Here is a 19,385-nt window from a genome sequence, read left to right on the forward strand (position 1 = left end):
TCTCCTCAGGATGAGCGGTGGAACAGGCTTGTGCCGCCCCCGTCCCCGCGCCAAGGCGCGGGCATGGCTACCCGCCCCCAAATCCGCCCCAAACTCACGCTCGCGCTGCTGACGATCGTCTATGTCGTCAATTTCGTCGATCGCCAGCTCGTCGGCATCGTCGGCCAGCCGATGAAGGCCGAGCTGGGCCTGAGCGATACGCAGCTCGGTCTGCTCGGCGGGGTCGCGTTCGCGCTTTTCTACACGGTGCTGGGGCTGCCGATCGCGCGCGTGGCGGATCGGCGATCGCGCGTCGGCATCGTCGCGCTCAGCCTGGCGCTCTGGTCGGCAATGACGGCCTTGTGCGGGATGGCGGGGAGCTTCACCCAGCTTCTTGCCGCGCGGATCGGCGTCGGTGTCGGCGAAGCGGGGTGCGCGCCCGCGTCGCAGAGCCTCGTCGCCGATCTCTATCCGCCCGAGCGGCGCGCGACGGCTCTGTCCTTGCTGTCGCTCGGCATTCCGATCGGGATGCTGATCGGCGCGGTCGCGGGCGGCTGGATCGGCCAGACACTGGGCTGGCGGGCGGCGTTCCTCGCATTGGGTCTGCCGGGGATCGTGCTGGCGGGGATCGTCGCGCTCGTCCTGCGCGAACCGGAGCGGCCGAGCGTCGCCGCGGATGCGCCCTCAATGGCCAAGGTCGCGCTAACGCTGCTGCGCCGGCCGGCCTTCCTGCACATGGCTGCGGGGGCAACGCTGGCCTCCTTTGCCGGCTATGGCCTGACGAGCTTCGCGGTACCGCTCGTCATCCGCCGCTTCGAATTGCCGCTCGGGATCGCCGCGACCGGCTACGGGCTGGTCGCGGGCCTCGGCATCGGCCTCGGTATTGGCATGGGCGGATGGCTGGCAGACCGGCTCGGCCGCCGATATCAAGGCGCGCCGGGCTATGTCGCGGCGGCGGGCGTCCTGATCGCCGCGTTGCTCTTCCAGTTCGCGCTTTCGCAGATGGCGCCGCTCGCGCTGGCGGCAGCCAGCATCATCCCGCTCGTCGGCGCGCACCTCTATTTTGGGCCGACTTACGGGGTGACCGCGAACTGCGTTGGTTCACGCGAGCGGGCGACGGCGGTGGCGATCCTGCTGATGGCGATGAATGCGATCGGGCTGGGGCTCGGGCCTCTGGCGGTCGGGGCGCTCAGCGATCACTTCGCCAGGGCCGCCTCGATCGATCTGTGCCCCGGCTCGATGCCCTGCCCGGCAGCGTCGGCGGCAGGGCTGACGAAAGCCCTGCGACTGGATCTGATCGTCTATGTCTGGGCGGCGCTCCACTTTCTGCTCGCCGCCCGCGCGCTACGCCGCGATCAGCTCCACAGATTGGCGCGATAGCTTTCGAAGCATTGCGCGCCGCACGTCAGGCGGATCAGCGCGCCCTCGGCGATCGCGGTGGCGCGGCGGGGGTCCTCGGCGACGAGCGGGATCAAGGCTTCGCGGTTCCAGTCTTCGCTATGCTTGACGTCGAGCACGGCATGAAGATCGAAATATCGTCGCTCGCGATCGCTGAGGCCGATGCGGCGCAGGCCCTTGGCGACCATCGCCGAGCGGCCCGGCGCGGTGAGCTCGATGACACCAAGCGCGCCAACCGAATGCCAGGCATAACGACGGCTCGTCGCCATCGCGGTCATGGCGTTGGCCAGCGCGAGGCTCTGCCAGACGGTCGTCTCGATGCGCGGCGAAACCTCCATCGTTTCGACGAGCGTATCCAGCATCGGGCCGTGCATGCCCTTCACGTTGCCGCGGCCCATCTCGTCCCAATAATTGCGGGCGAGCTCGAGCTTGGCCTGCACCGGCAGCTTGACCTGCGTCAGCGCGACGAGATCGTCGAAGCCCGCTTCGCCAGCAGCCTCCTGCTCGAAGAACCAGCGCAGCTGATCGCGCGTCGCTTGCTCGGCCAGCCACGGAAACAGCGCGTCGCCCTGGCCGGGACCGGTTTGCTTCAAATCCTCGAACCAAGCGACGAAACCCGCCGGATCGGTCGGCGCGGCGGCAGCCTCCGCGGCGATGCCCGCGCGCAGTTCCTCGACGAAACCGCCTTCCAGGCGCAGCATGCGCGTGTCGCGCTCGAGCGTCTTCTGCCAGTCGTCATCGACGAATTGCGGAGCCATCCGCTCGCGATTCCAGTGGGCAAGCCCGCGCTGGAAACTGTCGGTAAGAAACTGCGACGCGCGAGCGCGTCCCTCGTCCAGATTGAACCTGGTCGCCATGCTATTGAACCCCGGGGATAATGTTGGCGATAGAACGAGCCCGATCCGGGCCGGTTCCCCAGAAATCGCGCCGCGCTTGACCGTCTGCGCCCGCCGCGCTTAGCCAACGACATGTCCGAAGCGCTCCGCTCGCAGCCCCGCCCGGCCCGACCCCGCGTGTTCGTCACGCGCACGCTCCCGCCCGGTGTGGAGCAGCGCATGCAGGATTTGTTCGACGTAACGCTGAGTACGGACGATCTCTGCCTCGACGCCGCCGCGCTGCGCCGGGCGACCGCCGATATCGACGTGCTCATCCCGACGATCACCGATCGCATCGATGCCGCGCTGATCGGCGGAGCAGGACCGTCGCTCCGGCTGATCGCCAATTTCGGCAATGGCGTCGATCATATCGATCTGAAGGCGGCGCGCGCGCGGGGGATCGTCGTCACGAACACGCCCGGCGTGCTGACCGAGGATACCGCCGATCTGGCGATGGCGCTGATTCTCGCCGTGCCGCGCCGGATCGTGGAAGGCGAGCGCATCGCGCGATCGGGCGAATGGACGGGCTGGAGCCCCTGCGCGATGCTGGGCCACCGGATTGCGGGCCGCACGCTCGGCATCATCGGCATGGGGCGGATCGGCCGGGCGGTCGCGGCGCGGGCGCGCGGCTTCGGGCTGCGCATCGTCTATCACAATCGCCGCCGGCTGCCGGGGGCAATCGAGGCCGAACTCGGCGCGACCTACCTTCCAAGCGCCGATGCGCTGATGGAAGCTGCCGACATCGTGTCGATCCACTGCCCGCTGACCGCCGAGACGCATGGCCTGATCGATGCGCGGCGGCTCGCGCTGCTCGGCGCGCAGGGTTATCTGATCAACATCGCGCGCGGCGAGATCGTGGACGGGGAAGCGGTGATCCACGCGCTGGAAAACGGCGTGATCGCTGGTGCCGGTCTGGACGTGTTCGATCACGCGCCCACCGTCGATCCTCGCCTAATCGCGCAGGACAATGTCCTGCTGCTGCCGCACATGGCCTCCGCCACCTATGAGGCGCGCAACGCGCAGGGCGCCAAGGTGATCGCCAATATCAAGGCGTGGGCAGACGGGCATCGCCCGCCCGATCAGGTGCTGGAAGGCTGGGTCTGACGCCCTCCGGCGATGAATGGCGCGCAACGGCGCATTCAGGTGCGATTGCAGGTCGACATGCGAAACGGATGATCGGCCGAAAGCCCCGGTATCCGGTGCGTTCGGCCGCCCGCGAACAACGAAGGCAGACGTACGATCCCTCTGGCGGCAGATGAACCCCAGATAAAGGAACCGGACTCCGATTTCGCCGTTCAACCCGCACAAGTTTCGTAACGAAGGGAAGTCGCCATGAACCGTACCGGACTTATCGCCGGCGCCGTCGCTCTCTCGGTGAGCCTCGGTTCGCCCGTCGCGGCCCAGAACGCCAACCAGATGCTCAAGGGCACCGCGATCGGTGCCGGCGGCGGCGCGCTTGCGGGCGCGATCATCCCGGGCATGTCGGTCGGCACGGGCGCCCTCGTCGGCGCAGCCGGCGGCGCCGCCTACACGGCTCTGAAGAAGAACCGTCATTATTATCGGGATAGCCGTGGCCGCCGCTACTATGTCAGCAAGAGCGGCTACCGCGTCTACAAATAAGTTTGGATCCACGCCCTAGCGGCGAGGGAGCAAGGCGGGGTCCCGGCAGCGATGTCGGGGCCCCGTTTCCGTTTCAGGCCAGCGCCGCCAGCCATTCGGCGATCATCGCCCGCCCGGCGGCGACGGCAGCCGGCCCCGCGCTGGCGTGATCGGCTCGGATCGTGGCGACATCTGTGTTGGCTGCTGCGATATAGTCTTCCGCCTGCAGCCAATCCTCGATGCGCGGATCCTCGCCCATCTCGGCATGGAATTGGAGCGCGAGCTGGCGGCGGCCGCGTCGGAAGGCCTGGTGGGTGAAGCGTGGCGTCTCGGCGAGATGCTCGCACCGCTCCGGCAGATCGAACGTGTCGCCATGCCAGTGGAGGACGCGGACGCCGGCCAGATGGCGCAGCGGCGACTCCGCTCCTGTCGGAGTCAACGCGATCGGCGCGAAGCCGACTTCCTTCGTTGGACCGGGATAGACGCGCGCACCGAGCGCGGCCGCCATCATCTGGCTGCCGAAACAGACGCCGAGCGTCGGCCGGTCCGCCTCCAGCCGACGCGCGAGCCGCTTGAGCTGGCAGGCGATCCACGGAAATTCGGCTTGTTCGTAGACGCCGAGCGGCCCGCCCATCATGATGAGCAGATCGGGCGCGACCAGATCGATCTTCGGAAAGGCCGGATCGACGACGTCGATCCGATCGATCTCGTACCCCGCCTGCTCGATCGGCAGGCGGAAGCCGGCGACGCCTTCATACGGCACATGACGGATGATCAAAGCGCGCTTCATCGGTACGAGCTTAGAAGGCTCGCGGCAAATGTGGCGCTAGATTATCTTCTGCCCGCAAAATGCGAGGATGAGATTGTCATCCCGGCGAGCGCCGGGATGACAAAATGGCTCAATCGCCGCTCAGGATACGATCGACGAGTTGCTTCACGGTGGGCACGAAGCCGTTCGAGTAGAAGGGATCCTGCTTGAACTTGTAGGCCGAGTGGCCCGCGAACATCAGATTTTCGTCGACGGGCCCGCCATGCGCGATGTCCTGGAGCGTCTTCTGGATGCAGAAGCTGCGCGGATCGGCGAGCCGGCCCGTGCTGTTGCCCTCGGTATCCGCCCAGGCCGAAAAGCTGCACTGGCTGAGGCAGCCCATGCAATCCGCCTGATCCTTGCGGATGATCTTCATCTCCTCGGGCGTGACGAAGACGAGCGTGTTGTCGGGCGTCTTGAGCGCGGTCGTGAAGCCGCGGCCATACCATTCACGCGCGCGGTGAAGATCGCCGAGCGTGACCCAGAAGCTCTTGCCCTTCACGCCGACGTCGAGCTGGAACTGGTGATCGCCCGCCGCTTCCATCGAGAAGGCGATCTGCCGCTCCGATCGCGCTTCCAGATTGCGCAGGAACGGCGTGCGGACCGCCGACGAATAGAAGCCGGTCGGCGAGAAGCGGTGGAGCAGGATGTCGCCCTCGTCGAGCATGGTCAGCCGATCCTTCCATTCCTGGCTGATCGGGCTTTCCTGCGTGAGCAACGGCCGCGTGCCGAACTGGAAGGCGATCGCGCCCAGCTCGGGATTGTCGATCCAATGATCCCAATCGCGCAGATACCAGACGCCGCCCGCCATGATGATCGGCACGTCTTCGGAGACACCGCCCGCGCGCATCGTCTCGCGCAGCGCCTTGACGCGCGGATAGGGATCCTGGGGTGCGCGCGGATCTTCCGCATTGGAAAGGCCATTATGCCCGCCGGCGAGCCAGGGATCTTCATAGACCACGCCCGACAGCCATTCCGACGCCTTGGAATATGCACGCTTCCAAAGGGCATTGAAGGCGCGACCGGAGCTGACGATCGGCAGATAGCTGACGCCGTAGGAGGCCGCGATCTCGGACAATTTGTACGGCATGCCCGCGCCGCAGGTGACGCCCGCAACCATGCCGCGCGTCTTTTCCAGCACGCCGTGGAGGACGCGCTGCGCGCCGCCCATTTCCCACAGCACGTTGATGTTGATCGCGCCCTTGCCGCCGGCAATCTCGAAGGCGCGCTTCACCTGCTCGACGGCGCCGTCGATCGCATATTGGACGAGCTCCTCGTGGCGATCGCGGCGCGTGAGCGCGCGATAGATCTGGGGGATGATCTTGCCCTCCGGATCATAGCTGTCGGCGTTGACAGCGGAGACGGTGCCGATGCCGCCCGCCGCCGCCCAGGCGCCCGCGCTTGCATGGTTCGAGACCGCGACACCCTTGCCGCCCTCGATCAGCGGCCAGACTTCGCGGCCACCGTAACGTATCGGGCGCAGACCCTTGAACAAACCTTCCTCCGACGAAACTCTCTCACGCTTATAAGAGAAAGCGTCTGGGATTGCGCGATCAAAGTTGTTGCGGACCTATTCGAGGCGCGGCGCATCAATCCGGGCGAGCAGGCGATCGATCGCGGCGACGCATTCGGGCTCGTCCAGCGTGGGCGCGTGGCCGATCCGGGGGACCGTGAGCAGCTCCATCAAGGGCAGGCGTTCGATCATCCGCGCCGCGGGCGCTTCGCTCAAAATGTCCGATAATGCGCCCCGAACGAGCAGAGCGGGCAGGCCTTCGAAGCCGTCGATCAGCGGCCACGGATCCGGCGCGGGATCGGGCGGCGGCAAGGAAAAGGGAATCGCGATCGCCGGATCATAATCGGTGACGATCCGACCGGCTTCCTCACGCGCGATCCGATGCGCCATGCCCAGCCAGTCGGCGGCTCCGTAATCGGGATAAGCGGCAGCGTGCGTCGCAGCCTGCGCCGCCGCAGCGGCATCCCAGTCCGGCCAACTCTCGCCCGTCCCCGCATAGCTCGCGATGCGCGCGACGCCGGCCGGATCGATGACCGGGCCGATATCGTTCAGCAGGATGCCGGCGAGGAGCGCCGGTTCGATCGTGCCGAGCAGCATGGCGACGATGCCGCCCAGCGAGGTGCCGAACAGGGCAACCGGCCCGAGCGCGAGCCCGTGAAGCAGCGCGCGGACGTCCCCGGCATAGACGGGCGGAACATAGGTCATCGGATCGGGCGCATATTGGCTCAGGCCCCGCCCGCGCAGTTCCACCACGATCACGCGCCGCGGTCCCGACAGCCGCTCCGCGAGCGTCGCGAAATCGCGCGCGTTGCGGGTCAGACCGGGCACGCAAAGCAACGGCGTCGCCGCGTCGCTGCCGGGATAGTCCCGATAATGGAGCGTCAGGCCGTCCGCCGAAAGCCAAGTGCGATCCTCATAGGGCATGACGGCGGATCCTCCGGTTGCGCGAGAAGGCAGGGCAGCACCATATCGCGGCTATGGCCCATGATCCGCAACCCACGCAATTCCGCCCGTCAACCGCGATCGACGACGTGGCGGACTTTCTGGCCGACCCGGTGGCGGCGGCAGACTTCCCAGAGCACATCCTGCGCTTCCGCAACGACAAGGCAGCCGCGCAGGTCGGCCTCGCGACGCTCGACGATCCTGCGTGGACCGATCATTTCGGCCGCTTCCAACCGCTGCCGGGCAGCCTGCCACAGCCGCTGGCGCTGCGCTATCACGGGCACCAGTTCCGATCCTACAATCCAGACATCGGCGACGGGCGCGGTTTCCTGTTCGCGCAGCTGCTGGACGATCGCGATCGGCTGTTGGACCTGGGGACCAAGGGATCGGGCCAGACGCCCTATAGCCGCTTCGGCGACGGGCGGCTGACGCTGAAGGGCGGGGTGCGCGAGATCCTCGCGACCGAAATGCTGGAGGCTCTGGGCGTACGCACCTCACGCACCTTCTCGCTCATCGAGACAGGCGAAGCGCTCCATCGCGGCGATGAGCCCTCGCCGACGCGCTCGGCAGTGTTGGTGCGGCTCAGCCACAGCCATATCCGGATCGGCAGCTTCCAGCGACTGGCGACGCTAGGCCTGATCGACGAGATCGGCCGCCTCGCCCGCTACGTGCTCCGCCATCTCTATGGCGAGGAACCGGGCGCCGATCCGGAACTGCGCCTCCTGGAGCTGGTCGTGGCCGGCACGGCGCGGCTTGCCGCCTCCTATATGGCGGCGGGATTCGTCCACGGCGTGCTCAACACCGACAATATCAACGTCACCGCCGAGAGCTTCGACTATGGCCCGTGGCGCTTCACGCCGCACTGGGAGCCGGGCTTCACCGCCGCTTATTTCGATCATCAGGGGCTCTACGCGTTCGGACGTCAGGCACATGCGATTCACTGGAACCTCGTCCAGCTCGCGATCGCCCTGTCGAGCGTCCAACCGGTGGAGGCGCTGGCGCCGATCCTCGATACGTTCCCGGCCGCCTACGAGGCTGCAATGGTCGATGCGATGCTCGGGCGACTCGGCCTCGCCCACGCGAACGAAGCCGCCGATCTCGCGCTGGTCCAGGCGATCGAGGAAGCGCTGGCGCTCGGCACGGTCACGATCGACCGCTTCTTCTTCGACTGGGCCGGCGGGCGGCGCCGATCACCCTCGCCTGCCGACCAGGCTTATGAAGCGCCAGCCTTCGTTGCGCTGGCTCGCTCGATCGACGGCCGCGCAGCGGCGGGATCGATCGATCACCCCTTCTGGGCGGACGCCGATCCGTGCTCGATGCATATCGACGAGGTGGAGGCGATCTGGTCGGCGATCGATCGCGACGACGACTGGCGACCGCTGGAGACCAAGGTCACCGCCATCCGGCGCATGGGCGAGGCTATGGCAGGCTTGCGCGGCTGACAGCGCGACGAAACGAACGTACGGGCGCCGGCGAAAAGCCCAATCCGTTTGCTAAGGCGTCACCCGCCGGCGGCCGGGATGCCCCAGCCCCATCCGATCGAGCTCCGGCTCCCTATCCGCAAACTGGTGCTTCAGCGCGCCGCCGATGTGGAGCACGAGCAAGGCGAGCAACAGCCAGCCGCCGATCAGATGGAATTTCTCGATCCGCTCGTGCAGCTCACGCTGCTCGGCGACGCCCTCGGGTGCGCGGCCGATCTCGTTGACCGGGCCGATCAGCGGGAGCGCGAATGCGTTCCAGACCATGATCGGCTTGCGGGGTGCCGGCGCAGGCGCCCCCGGCGGCGCCTTCGCGGCGCGCTGCGCGGCGGCGTAGTCCGCGCCGGGCGATCCGATCGGCGGATTGGCCGAGACGAGCGCCCAGCCCGAGAAGGGCAGCAGGACCATCGCGCAATACAGCAGGAAGTGGACGACATGCGCCATGTTCGCCTCCCACTTCTTCATCGGCAGGAAGGGCGGCGGCTTGTGCGTCAGTCGCCAGACGACGCGGACGATCGTGAGCGCGAGAATCGTGATGCCCGACGAGATGTGCCACAGGAAGAAGCCGCGCGGCATGATCGGCCGCAGGAGGCCGGACGCGAGATTGTAGAAGATGGCAAGCGCGATCAGCCAGTGGAGCCACATCGCCACGCGCGTGTAGCGGGCACTGTCGGTATATCTCGTCGCCATCGCGCCCTCCTGAACGGACCGGACAGTAACGTGCCGCAACGGGCGGTCAACCGCGCCACAGGCCGTGAAAAACTTATGCTACGACCACACCAAGATAGCTTGCATTGCGCCGGAAGCCGGGGGATCGCATCTGCGACATGATGGCATCCCTCCTCGATCCGGACGCGCGCGGGCGCGTGATTCTCGTCGGCGCGGGGCCTGGCGACCCCGGGCTGCTGACGGTGCGCGCCGTGGAGGCGCTCAAGCTGGCCGATGTGGTCGTGCATGACGGCCTGATCGATCCTGCCGTGCTGGATCTGGCGCCAGCCGCCGCGCAGCGCATCTCGGTCGCCAAGACACGTGCCCGGCACACGCTGCCGCAGGAGGCGATCAATGCGCTGATCGTCGCGCATGTCCGCGCCGGATCGATCGTCGTGCGCCTGAAGGGCGGCGATCCGTTCGTATTCGGGCGCGGCGGCGAAGAGGTCGAGGCGGTGCGCGCCGCCGGCCTGCGCGTCGAGGTGGTGCCCGGCGTCTCCGCGGCACTGGGTTGCGCGGCGGAAGCGATGCTGCCGCTCACGCATCGCGACTGGTCCAGCGCGGTCAGCTTCGTCGCGGGCCAATGCAAGGGGCTGTCCGAACAGGACTGGTCCGGGCTGGCCGGCAAGGGGCGTACGCTCGTGATCTACATGGGCGTCGCCTCGGGCGGCTGCATCGCCGACAAGTTGATGAGCGACGGACTTGCGCCGGACCTGCCGGTCGCGGTGCTGGAGCGGGGCACCCTGCCCGGCGCCCGCGCGATGCGGACGGTGCTGGCCGATCTCGGCGGGCTGCTCGCCCGCGAGAAGGTCGCGAGCCCGGCGATCATCGTCGTCGGCGAGGTGGTGTTGCTTTCGGACGCGGTGAATCGGATGCAGCATTTCGCGCAACAGGCTGAGGTGATCGCGTCGTGAAACTGGTGACCGGCAACGATCTCGTCTCGGGCGACGTCATCTGGTGGACCGGCAGCGGCTGGTCGCGCTTCATTGCCGATGCGGTCGACTCGGGCACCGAGGGCGAGGCGATCGGCAAGCGCGAGGAAGCTGCCTTGCGCGTCAACGGCCCCTATGTGGTGGAGGCTGCGGACGGCCCGTTCGCGCCCGTGCCGCTGCATATCAAGGAACGTATCCGCGCCTCGGGACCGACCGTCCGGACCGATCTCGGCGTGCAGGCAGAGAAGCAGCACTGATGTACAAATATGACGAATATGATCAGGCGATCGTCGATGCGCGCGTCGAGGAGTTCCGCGACCAGTGCAACCGGCGCCTGTCGGGCGAGATGACCGAGGACCAGTTCAAGCCGCTGCGGCTGATGAACGGACTCTATCTCCAGCTCCATGCTTATATGCTGCGTGTCGCGGTGCCCTATGGCACGCTCGACAGCCGGCAGATGCACATGCTGGCGCATATCGCGCGCAAATATGATCGCGGCTACGGCCATTTCACGACGCGCCAGAACCTCCAGTACAATTGGATCAAGCTGGACGATGCCGCCGACATCCTCGCCGAGTTGGCGACGGTCGAGATGCATGCGATCCAGACGAGCGGCAATTGCATCCGCAATATCTCGGCCGATCAATATGCGGGCGCGGCCGCCGACGAGGTCGCGGACCCTCGCCCCTATGCCGAGCTGCTGCGCCAGTGGAGCACCTTCCACCCCGAATTCCTGCTGCTGCCCCGCAAGTTCAAGATCGCGGTGATCGGCGCGGACGAGGATCGCGCGGCGATGAAGCTGCACGATATCGGGCTGAAGCTGGTGAGGAATGCCGCCGGCGCGCTGGGCTTCGAAGTCTATGTCGGTGGCGGCCAGGGGCGGACGCCGATGGTGGCGCCGCTTATCCGCGAGTTCCTGCCCGCCGACGATCTGGTCAGCTATCTGGAAGCGTGCCTGCGCGTCTACAATCGCTATGGCCGGCGCGACAATCTCTACAAGGCGCGGATCAAGATCCTCGTCCACGAGATCGGCGCGGACGAATATCGCCGGCAGGTCGAGGAGGAATATCTCCACGTGAAGACGCTGGGCCTCGACCCGCCCGCGGCCGAACTGGAACGGATCGCGGCGATGTTCGCGCTGCCGCCGCTCGATCCGAACGCACCCGGCGAGATCGAGCGGAGCGATCCCGATTTCGCCCTGTGGCTCGACCAGCAGGTCGTCGATCACAAGGTGCCCGGCCATGCGATCGTGACGATCAGCCTGAAGCCGACCGGCGGTATTCCCGGCGACGCCTCGGCCGACCAGATCGACGCGATGGCCAAGCTCGCGCAGGTGTTCAGCCATGACGAACTGCGCGTCACGCACGCGCAGAACATCGTGCTGCCGCATGTCCGCAAGGCGGATCTCTATGCGATCTGGACGCGGCTGGAGGAAACGGGACTGGCGACGCCGAACCTGGATCTCGTCACCGACATCATCGCCTGCCCCGGCCTCGATTATTGCGCGCTCGCCAATGCGCGCTCGATCCCGCTCGCGCAGAAGATCACCGAGCGCTTCGCCAATCTCGATCGCCAGCGCGATCTGGGCGAGGTGAAGCTCAAGATATCGGGCTGCATCAATGCCTGCGGGCATCACCATGCCGGCCATATCGGCATCCTCGGCGTCGATCGGAAAGGCGAGGAGAATTACCAGCTCTCCTTCGGCGGATCGGGCGCGGAGGATGCGAGCGTGGGCAAGATCATCGGCCCGGGCTTCTCCGAGGACGGGGTGGTCGACGCGGTCGAGAAGGCGCTGGAGACCTATCGCGGCATCCGCGTGGAGGGAGAGCGCTTCCTCGACACCTATCGCCGCGTCGGGCCCGAGCCGTTCAAGGCCGCCATCTACGAGAAGGCGCCGGCATGAGCCTGATCCGCTTTCGCGTCGACGAGGCGCATGAGGAGCCCGCCGTCACGCTCGATGCCTTTCTCGGCCAGTCGAACGCGACCGCCGTCCGCGTCGAGCCGGGCGAGGACGCGCGCGTGCTGTTGCCGTTCCTCGATCGGCTGCAACTCATCGAAATCGCCTTTCCCAAGTTTCGCGACGGGCGTGGCTATTCCTCGGCGCGGATCCTGCGCGAGTCCGGCTTTACCGGCGAGTTGCGTGCCGCCGGCGACGTGCTGCTCGATCAGGTCGTGATCCTGCGCCGCTGCGGCTTCGACGCGTTGGCGAGCGATCATGTGCTGGATCTGGCGAAGGTCGAGGAGGCGCTCGCCCGCTTCCCCGCCGTCTACCAGAAGGCGGCGGACGCCAAGCCACCCGTCTGGGCGTTGCGGCATGGCTAATGCCGCGGCCCATGCGATCGACATGATCGACGTCCGCCCGGCCTTCACGGCCGAGGACGTGGCCGCGCTCAACGCGCGCTTTGCCGGCGTGCCCGCGCACGAGATGCTCCGCGAATTGCTGACCGGGGATCTGGCCGGACGGACCGCCTTGGTGTCCTCGTTCGGCGCGGAGAGCGCAGTGCTGCTGCATCTCGTCAGCGAGATCGACACGAGCATCCCGCTGGTCTTTACGAACACGCAGAAGATGTTCGGCGAGACCTTGGCCTATCGCGACGAGCTTTCGGAGCGACTGGGCTTCGGCGATCTGCGCGTCTTCCGCCCCGATCCGCGCCTGCTCGCCGAAAAGGACCGGACGGGCCTGCGCTGGTCCTACGATCCGGACGGTTGCTGCGAGATCCGCAAGGTCGAGCCGCTGAAGCGCGCGCTGAAGGGCTTCGACGCGTGGATATCGGGCCGCAAGGGGTTCCAGGCGGGCACCCGCACGGCGATGCCGATGTTCGAGCTCGACGAGACGGACGCCGCCGGCTCCGGCCCCAAGCTCAAGATCAACCCGCTCGCCGGCTGGAGCAAGGACGCGCTCAACGCCTATTTCGTCGAGCATGACCTGCTGCACCATCCGCTGGAGGCGCAGGGATATCCGTCGATCGGCTGCTCGCCCTGCACCAGCAAGGTCCTGCCCGGCGAGGATCCGCGTTCGGGCCGCTGGCGGGGCTGGGACAAGGTCGAGTGCGGCATCCACACGCCGATCCCCGGCGGCCCGCAGGCGGACGACCCGATCTTCTGATCCTGACGCGCCGGACGGCGGAACCCGACGTAAGCCTGGCGGATTTAAGCCCCGATCCGAAGGAAGGGGCCGCGACGCATGGCAATCTGGGCGCTGGCATTCGCCGCATTGACCGGCGTCTCCGCGCCGCCGCGCAACGTACCGGCGACCTTCGACCTTGCCGACGTCGCGACGCCCACGATGGAAAAGCGAAAGATCGCGCTGCCGCTGCGCAAACGGCGCTCGCGCTATCTGCTCCCAAAGGCCGAACTTCCCGCCGAGGACGCACCCGGCATCGAGCTTCGCTGGAAGCTGCGGAAGGTCAAACTGACGATGCCCTTGCCCACGATCGGCTGATCCGGTCGCGCGTCATCAGTTTCGGTAATCGTCCTCGGCCAGATCACTGAACTTGGTGATCTTCGCCTCGAACTTCAGCTTCACCCTGCCCGTCGCGCCGTGGCGGCTCTTGGCGATGATCAGCTCGCACAGGCCGAAGGCGCCCTCCATGTCGCGCATCCACTGGTCGTGCGCCTCGAAGCTCTTAGCGTCGTCGCCTTCGCCCGGCCGCTTGGGTTCGCGCGAGGCGACATAATATTCCTCGCGAAACACGAACAGCACCATGTCCGCATCCTGCTCGATCGAACCCGATTCGCGCAGATCCGAAAGCTGCGGGCGCTTGTCCTCGCGGCTCTCCACCTGACGGCTGAGCTGGGAGAGCGCCATCACCGGCACGCCAAGCTCCTTGGCGAGCGTCTTCAGGCCGCGGCTAATCTCCGAAATCTCCTGCACGCGATTGCCGTCGCGGCTGTTGCCGGACCCCTGCAGCAGTTGGAGATAGTCGACGACGATGAAGCCGATGCCGCGCTGGCGCTTCAGCCGGCGGGCGCGCGTTCTGAGCGCCGCGATCGTCAGGCCCGGCGTATCGTCGATATAGAGCGGCAGATTCTCCAACTCCTGCGCGGCGCGGGCGAGGTTGCGGAAGTCGGCCTGGCTGATCTTGCCCATGCGCAGATTTTCGGAGCTGATCCCCGATTGCTCGGACAGGATACGCGTCGCGAGCTGGTCCGCCGACATTTCGAGGCTGAAGAAGGCGACCGCCGCACCGATCGACTTCTCGTCCGGAATGCCGTCCTCGCGATCGCGGATCAGGCGGCGCGCGGCATTGTAGGCGATGTTGGTCGCCAGCGACGTCTTGCCCATGCCGGGGCGCCCAGCGAGGATCAGCAGATCGGACGAGTGGAGGCCACCAATCTTGGCGTTGACGCTCTCGAGGCCGGTCGTGACGCCCGAGACGTGCCCGCCCGAATTCAGCGCACGCTCGGCCTGTTCGACCGCCATGCGCGTCGCCTGGCCGAAGGTCTTGACCGAGCCCTGCTCGCCGCCTTCTTCCGCGACACGATACAAGGCGACTTCGGCGGCCTCGATCTGGCTCTTGGGATCGACCGACTCGGAGGTATCGACCGCCTTCTCGACCATCTCGCGCCCGACGCCGATCAGCGCGCGGAGCAGAGCGAGATCGTAGATCTGCGCGGCGAAATCGCGTGCGCCGATCAAGGCCGCACCCGATCCGGTCAGCTGGGCGAGATAAGAGGGGCCGCCAAGCTCCTTCAGCGCCTGATCCGCCTCGAACATCGGCCGCAGCGTCACCGGATTGGCGATCATGTTGCGCTCGGCGAGCTTCAGGATCGCCTCGAAGATCCGGCCATGCGCGGGCTCGTGGAAATGATCGGGGCGGAGCTTGAGCTGGACATCCTCGACCAGCCGATTGTCGATCATCAGCGCGCCCAGCAAAGCGGCTTCCGCGTCGACATTGTGCGGCAGCGCCTGCGCGCCGACGGCTTCGGGCTGGGGCAGGATTCGGAGAGTTTCGGCCATCCGGTCATGTGCGCCCTGGGGGGCACCCGCGCCAAGACCCATCCGAAAAAGATGCGTTCATGCTTCTGTGGACAAGTCGGCTCGCGATGCTGCGCCGCTCGGGTTTGCAAGCGGGCGCGGGTCCATTAAGCGGTGGCATGGCCGATCCGCGTCTCATCGCCATAGAGCTCGACGAGCAGACGATCCTGTGGCGCAACGCCGATATCGAGCAGGAACGGCGGATCGCGATCTTCGATCTGCTCGAGGAGAATCGCTTCGAGCCGCAGCGCGCCTATCCGCAGGGCTATGCCGGGCCGTACAGACTAAAGCTGTCCGTCGAGGAAGGCCGGCTGGCGATCGCCATCGCGGGCGAGGACGGCCAGCATCTGGAAACGCTGATCCTGGCGCTGGGGCGTTTCCGCCGGCCGATCCGGGATTATTTCGCGATCTGCGACAGTTATTTCCAGGCGGTCGCCAAGGCGACGCCGCAGCAGATCGAGACGATCGACATGGCGCGGCGCGGCATCCACAACGAAGCGGCCGAGCTTCTGATCGAGCGGCTCGACGGCAAGATCACGGTCGATTTCGATACGGCGCGGCGGCTCTTCACCTTGATCTGCGTGCTGCATATCCGCCAGTGAGGATCCATGGCTGAAGTGAGGATGGAAGACGCCGCCGCGGGCGTGCTGATCGAGGCGGCGCGCGAGGCGGCGCGCAACGCGCATGCGCCTTATTCGCGCTTTGCGGTCGGCGCGGCATTGCTGCTGACCGACGGGACGATCGTGCCGGGCACCAATTTCGAGAATGCGAGCTACGGCCTGTCGCTCTGCGCCGAGACGGTGGCGCTGGCGTCCGCCAATGTGGCCGGGCGTCTCAAGGACGTGGTCGCGGTCGGAATCGTCGGCGGGATGATGAAACCGGGCGGCGGGATCGACGGCGAGGAGGCGATCTATCCGTGCGGGCGCTGCCGGCAGGTGCTGAACGAGGCCGCGCAGATGGGCGGGCGCGATATCGCCATTTACTGCGCGAGCGGTGATGGACGCGAGCTGCGCAGCCACCGGCTGAGCGAACTGCTGCCCCACGCCTTCGGGCCCGGCGATCTCGGCATCGGCTGAGCCTTGCACTCCGCGGCCATCGCGGCGAAAGCCCGCGCGACACTTGGGGGTTAGCCAATGGCCATTCAATCCGACCGCTGGATCCGCGAGCAGGCGCTCGCCAACGGCATGATCGAGCCGTTCGTCGACGGACAGAAGCGCGACGGCTGCATCAGCTACGGGCTCTCCTCCTACGGCTATGACGCGCGCGTCTCCGACGAGTTCAAGGTGTTCACCAACATCGATAGCGTGATCGTCGATCCCAAGGACTTCGCCGCCAACAGCTTCGTCGATCGCAAGACCGACTGCTGCATCATCCCGCCCAACAGCTTCGCGCTGGCGCGGACGGTCGAATATTTCCGCGTGCCGCGCGACGTGCTCGTCATCTGTCTCGGCAAATCGACCTATGCGCGGTGCGGGATCATCGTCAACGTGACACCGCTCGAGCCCGGCTGGGAGGGGCATGTCACGCTGGAATTCTCGAACACGACGCCCCTGCCCGCCAAGATCTACGCCAACGAGGGGGCGTGCCAGTTCCTGTTCCTGCAGGGCAATGAGCCGTGCGAGGTGAGTTATGCGGACCGGGCGGGGAAATATATGGGCCAGCAGGGCGTGACGCTGCCGCGGCTTTGAACCCCGTCGAGAGCCCGAACCGATCATCCTGAGGAGGGACTGAGCCCGGCGAAGGCCCGTCTCGAAGGACCTGCGACGTCGGTCCAAGTCCTTCGAGACGCCATTTCGACAAGCTCAATGGCTCCTCAGGATGAGCGGTAATGGCCTGATCAGATGATCGACTGGCCGGTCTTCGCCCAATCGGCGGCGAAGCTTTCCAGGCCCTTGTCGGTCAGCGGGTGCTTCGAGAGCTGCTTGATGACCGAGGGCGGCGCGGTCATCACGTCGGCGCCGATCTTGGCGGCGTCGAGGACGTGCATCGGCCCGCGGACGCTGGCGACGAGGATTTCGGTGTCGAAATCATAATTGTCGTAGATCAGGCGGATGTCGGCGATCAGCTCCATGCCGGACAGGCTGATATCGTCGAGCCGGCCGACGAAGGGCGAGATGAAGCTCGCGCGCGCCTTGGCTGCCAGCAGCGCCTGATTGGCCGAGAAGCAGAGCGTGACGTTGACCATCGTGCCATCGTCGCGGAGCTTCTTGCAGGTCTTGAGGCCGTCGATCGTCAGCGGCACCTTGATGCAGACGTTGTCGGCGATCTTGCGGAGGATTTCGGCCTCCTTCATCATGTCCTCATGCGCGCTGGCGACGACCTCGGCCGAGACGGGGCCGGAGGTGATGCCGCAAATCTCCTTCACGACCTCCTTGAAGTCGCGTCCGGACTTGCCGATCAGCGTCGGGTTGGTCGTGACGCCGTCCAGCAGGTTGGCTTCCTGGAGCTCACGGATGTCATCGACGTCGGCGGTATCTGCGAAGAACTTCATGGGGTCGGCTCCTGATAATCTGGGGGCGATATAGACGGTCGGTGGCGGTTCGTAAGCGCTGAACGCTCATCCTCTCGCTCCGTTCGCCCTGAGCCTGTCGAAGGGCCGTCTTTCTTAGAGGGAGCGGCGAAGGAAGAACGGTGCTTCGACAGGCTCAGCACGAACGGGTTCTACGGTGTTCCGCTCCTAACGCATCAGAACGAGTTCCTCCGCCATGCTCGGATGCAGCGCGACGGTTTCGTCGAACTGCTGCTTGGTGAGCTTGGCCTTCACCGCGATCGCGGCGGCCTGGAGGATTTCGGGCGCGTCGGGGCCGATCATGTGCAGGCCGAGCACGACCTCCGTCTCAGAGTGGACGATCATCTTGTAGAGCGCGCGCTCGTCGCGATCGGCGAGGACGTTCTTCATCGGCCGGAAGTCTGCCGTGTATGTCTTGCAATTGCCGTACTTCATGTTCGCCTCGGTCTCGGTCAGCCCGACGCCGGCCATCGGCGGATTGCTGAACACCGCGCTCGGGATGCAGCCATAATCGACGCGCCACGGCTTCTTGCCGAAGATCGTGTCGGCGAAGGCCTGCCCCTCGCGGATCGCGACGGGGGTGAGCTGGACGCGATTGGTGACGTCGCCGACCGCATAGATGCTGTCGCAGACCGTCTTGCTGTCGTCATCGACGGGGATCGCGCCGCGCTTGTCGAGATGGATGCCCGCGCTCTCCAGCCCGAGCCCGTCGGTATTCGGGCGGCGGCCGGTGGCGAACAGCACCATATCGGTCTCGACGGGATCGAAACCGCCCGCGAAATAGACCTTGAGCGTGCCATCCTCCTGACGCTCGATCTTCTCCATCACGGTGTGGAACTTGAATTCGATGCCCTTGGCGATGCTGATCGCAAGCAGCCGCTCGCGGATCTGCTGCTCGTACTGGCGCAGGATCACGTCGGTCCGGTTGACGAGCGTCACATGCGCGCCGAATTCGTGGAAGATGCCCGCAAATTCGTTGGCGATATAGCCCGCGCCGGCGATGATGATCCGCTTGGGCAGCGTCTCCAGCTCGAACACCTCGTTGGAGGTGATACCGAACTCGGCGCCGGGGAAATCGGGCACGTCGGGGGTGGCGCCCGTGGCGACGAGGATCTTGCCGGCGGTGTAATCGGTCTGGCCGACGCGGACGCTATTGGGTCCGGTGACGACCGCGCGCTCGCCGATGAACTGGACATTGTTGTTGGCGAGCGTCGTGCCGTAGCTGCCCTCGATCCGCTTGACGACCTCCAGCACATTGTCGCGCAGCACCGGCCAAACGAATTCGCAGTCGGGCACCTTCCAGCCGAAGCGGCGCGCGTCGGTCAGATCCTCGGCGAAATGCGCGCCATAGACGAGCATCTTCTTGGGCACGCAGCCGCGGATCACGCAGGTGCCGCCGACGCGATATTCCTCGGCCACCGCGACCTTGGCGCCGTAAGCCCCCGCGACACGCGAAGCCCTGACGCCACCGGAGCCGGCGCCGATGACGAACAGGTCATAATCAAATTCGGACATTCACGGCCTCCAGTGGAGGATGCGATCTAGGGAGCCGGCGCGCGCGGGGCAAATGGGACAGTGCGATTGACGTGATCGAGTGCGTGACTGAGCGCGGAAGTTGACAAAGTTGACACTACGTCACCCCCCGGTGCGGGGCCTGTGCGCCGAA

The 19,385-nt window shown here is 66.4% G+C and carries 21 protein-coding genes; 13 read left to right on the plus strand and 8 right to left on the minus strand.

What is annotated here, in order from left to right:
- Positions 1-63: 63 nt before the first annotated feature.
- Positions 64-1,359 carry a spinster family MFS transporter gene (locus Q4F19_RS10685; RefSeq protein WP_303542373.1) on the plus strand — a complete coding sequence of 432 codons (1,296 nt, stop codon included), beginning with the start codon at positions 64-66 and terminating at the stop codon, positions 1,357-1,359.
- Here the strand turns inward: Q4F19_RS10685 and Q4F19_RS10690 are convergent.
- The gene (locus Q4F19_RS10690) at positions 1,335-2,234 is read right to left on the minus strand and encodes an iron-containing redox enzyme family protein (RefSeq protein ID WP_303542375.1); all 900 of its coding nucleotides are present in this window, start codon (positions 2,232-2,234) and stop codon (positions 1,335-1,337) included. The genes Q4F19_RS10685 and Q4F19_RS10690 overlap by 25 nt on opposite strands.
- Positions 2,235-2,345: 111 nt before the next feature.
- On the opposite strand from Q4F19_RS10690, the gene Q4F19_RS10695 reads away from it, so the two are divergent.
- Positions 2,346-3,356 carry a 2-hydroxyacid dehydrogenase gene (locus tag Q4F19_RS10695; RefSeq protein WP_303542376.1) on the plus strand — a complete coding sequence of 337 codons (1,011 nt, stop codon included), beginning with the start codon at positions 2,346-2,348 and terminating at the stop codon, positions 3,354-3,356.
- Positions 3,357-3,584: 228 nt separating this feature from the next.
- Positions 3,585-3,872: a YMGG-like glycine zipper-containing protein gene (locus Q4F19_RS10700; protein WP_303542377.1), complete on the plus strand. Its 288-nt coding sequence runs from the start codon at positions 3,585-3,587 to the stop codon at positions 3,870-3,872.
- Between the two features lie 73 nt (positions 3,873-3,945).
- Here the strand turns inward: Q4F19_RS10700 and Q4F19_RS10705 are convergent, their stop codons facing one another.
- The 3 genes from Q4F19_RS10705 to Q4F19_RS10715 form a co-directional block, all read right to left on the minus strand.
- Positions 3,946-4,641 (minus strand): glutamine amidotransferase, encoded by a 696-nt coding sequence (locus tag Q4F19_RS10705; protein WP_303542380.1) that lies wholly within the window; start codon positions 4,639-4,641, stop codon positions 3,946-3,948.
- Between the two features lie 109 nt (positions 4,642-4,750).
- A complete protein-coding gene (locus Q4F19_RS10710) occupies positions 4,751-6,154 on the minus strand; it encodes an NAD(P)H-dependent flavin oxidoreductase (RefSeq protein ID WP_303542381.1) in 1,404 nt (467 codons plus the stop codon).
- A gap of 75 nt (positions 6,155-6,229) precedes the next feature.
- Positions 6,230-7,096, minus strand: coding sequence for an alpha/beta fold hydrolase (locus Q4F19_RS10715; protein WP_303542382.1), 867 nt, complete (start codon positions 7,094-7,096; stop codon positions 6,230-6,232).
- A gap of 53 nt (positions 7,097-7,149) precedes the next feature.
- On the opposite strand from Q4F19_RS10715, the gene Q4F19_RS10720 reads away from it, so the two are divergent.
- Positions 7,150-8,556, plus strand: a complete 1,407-nt coding sequence (locus Q4F19_RS10720; protein WP_303542792.1) for a protein adenylyltransferase SelO family protein — start codon at positions 7,150-7,152, stop codon at positions 8,554-8,556.
- 51 nt (positions 8,557-8,607) lie between these two features.
- Here Q4F19_RS10720 and Q4F19_RS10725 read toward each other — a convergent pair whose 3' ends face one another.
- Positions 8,608-9,282 (minus strand): cytochrome b, encoded by a 675-nt coding sequence (locus Q4F19_RS10725; protein ID WP_303542383.1) that lies wholly within the window; start codon positions 9,280-9,282, stop codon positions 8,608-8,610.
- A gap of 140 nt (positions 9,283-9,422) precedes the next feature.
- Here Q4F19_RS10725 and cobA point away from each other — a divergent pair, with 140 nt between their 5' ends.
- From cobA to Q4F19_RS10755, 6 genes are all read left to right on the plus strand, one after another.
- Entirely contained in the window at positions 9,423-10,214 is a 792-nt protein-coding gene (gene cobA, locus Q4F19_RS10730) for a uroporphyrinogen-III C-methyltransferase (protein ID WP_303542794.1), read from the plus strand.
- Positions 10,211-10,489, plus strand: a complete 279-nt coding sequence (locus Q4F19_RS10735) for a DUF2849 domain-containing protein (protein WP_303542385.1) — start codon at positions 10,211-10,213, stop codon at positions 10,487-10,489. The genes cobA and Q4F19_RS10735 overlap by 4 nt, the downstream gene beginning before the upstream one ends.
- Complete coding sequence (locus Q4F19_RS10740) at positions 10,489-12,135, plus strand: nitrite/sulfite reductase (protein ID WP_303542387.1); 1,647 nt, start codon at positions 10,489-10,491, stop codon at positions 12,133-12,135. Before Q4F19_RS10735 ends, Q4F19_RS10740 begins: the two co-directional genes overlap by 1 nt.
- Positions 12,132-12,554 (plus strand): DUF934 domain-containing protein, encoded by a 423-nt coding sequence (locus tag Q4F19_RS10745; RefSeq protein ID WP_303542389.1) that lies wholly within the window; start codon positions 12,132-12,134, stop codon positions 12,552-12,554. The genes Q4F19_RS10740 and Q4F19_RS10745 overlap by 4 nt, the downstream gene beginning before the upstream one ends.
- On the plus strand, positions 12,547-13,338 hold the full coding sequence (locus Q4F19_RS10750) for a phosphoadenylyl-sulfate reductase (RefSeq protein WP_303542391.1): 792 nt from the start codon (positions 12,547-12,549) through the stop codon (positions 13,336-13,338). Before Q4F19_RS10745 ends, Q4F19_RS10750 begins: the two co-directional genes overlap by 8 nt.
- Positions 13,339-13,416: 78 nt before the next feature.
- Entirely contained in the window at positions 13,417-13,674 is a 258-nt protein-coding gene (locus Q4F19_RS10755) for a hypothetical protein (RefSeq protein ID WP_303542392.1), read from the plus strand.
- A 15-nt stretch (positions 13,675-13,689) separates the two neighbouring features.
- Here Q4F19_RS10755 and Q4F19_RS10760 read toward each other — a convergent pair whose 3' ends face one another.
- Entirely contained in the window at positions 13,690-15,192 is a 1,503-nt protein-coding gene (locus tag Q4F19_RS10760) for a replicative DNA helicase (RefSeq protein WP_303542395.1), read from the minus strand.
- A gap of 137 nt (positions 15,193-15,329) precedes the next feature.
- Between Q4F19_RS10760 and Q4F19_RS10765 the strand changes: the two genes are divergently transcribed.
- Genes Q4F19_RS10765 through dcd form a run of 3 tightly spaced genes read left to right on the plus strand, consistent with a single transcriptional unit; the run spans position 15,330 to position 16,898 of the window.
- On the plus strand, positions 15,330-15,812 hold the full coding sequence (locus Q4F19_RS10765; protein ID WP_303542396.1) for a UPF0262 family protein: 483 nt from the start codon (positions 15,330-15,332) through the stop codon (positions 15,810-15,812).
- Positions 15,813-15,818: 6 nt separating this feature from the next.
- The gene (locus Q4F19_RS10770; RefSeq protein ID WP_303542399.1) at positions 15,819-16,286 is read left to right on the plus strand and encodes a cytidine deaminase; all 468 of its coding nucleotides are present in this window, start codon (positions 15,819-15,821) and stop codon (positions 16,284-16,286) included.
- A gap of 57 nt (positions 16,287-16,343) precedes the next feature.
- The gene (dcd, locus tag Q4F19_RS10775) at positions 16,344-16,898 is read left to right on the plus strand and encodes a dCTP deaminase (protein WP_303542400.1); all 555 of its coding nucleotides are present in this window, start codon (positions 16,344-16,346) and stop codon (positions 16,896-16,898) included.
- A 149-nt stretch (positions 16,899-17,047) separates the two neighbouring features.
- Here the strand turns inward: dcd and fsa are convergent, their stop codons facing one another.
- Complete coding sequence (gene fsa, locus Q4F19_RS10780) at positions 17,048-17,701, minus strand: fructose-6-phosphate aldolase (protein ID WP_303542401.1); 654 nt, start codon at positions 17,699-17,701, stop codon at positions 17,048-17,050.
- 186 nt (positions 17,702-17,887) lie between these two features.
- Positions 17,888-19,234 carry a glutathione-disulfide reductase gene (gene gorA / locus Q4F19_RS10785; protein WP_303542402.1) on the minus strand — a complete coding sequence of 449 codons (1,347 nt, stop codon included), beginning with the start codon at positions 19,232-19,234 and terminating at the stop codon, positions 17,888-17,890.
- Positions 19,235-19,385: the final 151 nt, after the last annotated feature.

The organism is Sphingomonas natans (assembly GCF_030546695.1).
Classification (GTDB): domain Bacteria; phylum Pseudomonadota; class Alphaproteobacteria; order Sphingomonadales; family Sphingomonadaceae; genus Sphingomonas_I; species Sphingomonas_I natans.

Excerpts from the sequence above, each read along its gene's own strand:
- Q4F19_RS10685 (WP_303542373.1), top strand. The coding sequence starts at position 64 with ATGGCTACCCGCCCCCAAATCCGCCCCAAACTCACGCTCGCGCTGCTG.
- Q4F19_RS10690 (WP_303542375.1), bottom strand. The coding sequence starts at position 2,234 with ATGGCGACCAGGTTCAATCTGGACGAGGGACGCGCTCGCGCGTCGCAG.
- Q4F19_RS10695 (WP_303542376.1), top strand. The coding sequence starts at position 2,346 with ATGTCCGAAGCGCTCCGCTCGCAGCCCCGCCCGGCCCGACCCCGCGTG.
- Q4F19_RS10700 (WP_303542377.1), top strand. The coding sequence starts at position 3,585 with ATGAACCGTACCGGACTTATCGCCGGCGCCGTCGCTCTCTCGGTGAGC.
- Q4F19_RS10705 (WP_303542380.1), bottom strand. The coding sequence starts at position 4,641 with ATGAAGCGCGCTTTGATCATCCGTCATGTGCCGTATGAAGGCGTCGCC.
- Q4F19_RS10715 (WP_303542382.1), bottom strand. The coding sequence starts at position 7,096 with ATGCCCTATGAGGATCGCACTTGGCTTTCGGCGGACGGCCTGACGCTC.
- Q4F19_RS10720 (WP_303542792.1), top strand. The coding sequence starts at position 7,150 with ATGGCCCATGATCCGCAACCCACGCAATTCCGCCCGTCAACCGCGATC.
- Q4F19_RS10725 (WP_303542383.1), bottom strand. The coding sequence starts at position 9,282 with ATGGCGACGAGATATACCGACAGTGCCCGCTACACGCGCGTGGCGATG.
- cobA (WP_303542794.1), top strand. The coding sequence starts at position 9,423 with ATGGCATCCCTCCTCGATCCGGACGCGCGCGGGCGCGTGATTCTCGTC.
- Q4F19_RS10740 (WP_303542387.1), top strand. The coding sequence starts at position 10,489 with ATGTACAAATATGACGAATATGATCAGGCGATCGTCGATGCGCGCGTC.
- Q4F19_RS10745 (WP_303542389.1), top strand. The coding sequence starts at position 12,132 with ATGAGCCTGATCCGCTTTCGCGTCGACGAGGCGCATGAGGAGCCCGCC.
- Q4F19_RS10750 (WP_303542391.1), top strand. The coding sequence starts at position 12,547 with ATGGCTAATGCCGCGGCCCATGCGATCGACATGATCGACGTCCGCCCG.
- Q4F19_RS10755 (WP_303542392.1), top strand. The coding sequence starts at position 13,417 with ATGGCAATCTGGGCGCTGGCATTCGCCGCATTGACCGGCGTCTCCGCG.
- Q4F19_RS10760 (WP_303542395.1), bottom strand. The coding sequence starts at position 15,192 with ATGGCCGAAACTCTCCGAATCCTGCCCCAGCCCGAAGCCGTCGGCGCG.
- Q4F19_RS10765 (WP_303542396.1), top strand. The coding sequence starts at position 15,330 with ATGGCCGATCCGCGTCTCATCGCCATAGAGCTCGACGAGCAGACGATC.
- Q4F19_RS10770 (WP_303542399.1), top strand. The coding sequence starts at position 15,819 with ATGGCTGAAGTGAGGATGGAAGACGCCGCCGCGGGCGTGCTGATCGAG.
- dcd (WP_303542400.1), top strand. The coding sequence starts at position 16,344 with ATGGCCATTCAATCCGACCGCTGGATCCGCGAGCAGGCGCTCGCCAAC.
- fsa (WP_303542401.1), bottom strand. The coding sequence starts at position 17,701 with ATGAAGTTCTTCGCAGATACCGCCGACGTCGATGACATCCGTGAGCTC.
- gorA (WP_303542402.1), bottom strand. The coding sequence starts at position 19,234 with ATGTCCGAATTTGATTATGACCTGTTCGTCATCGGCGCCGGCTCCGGT.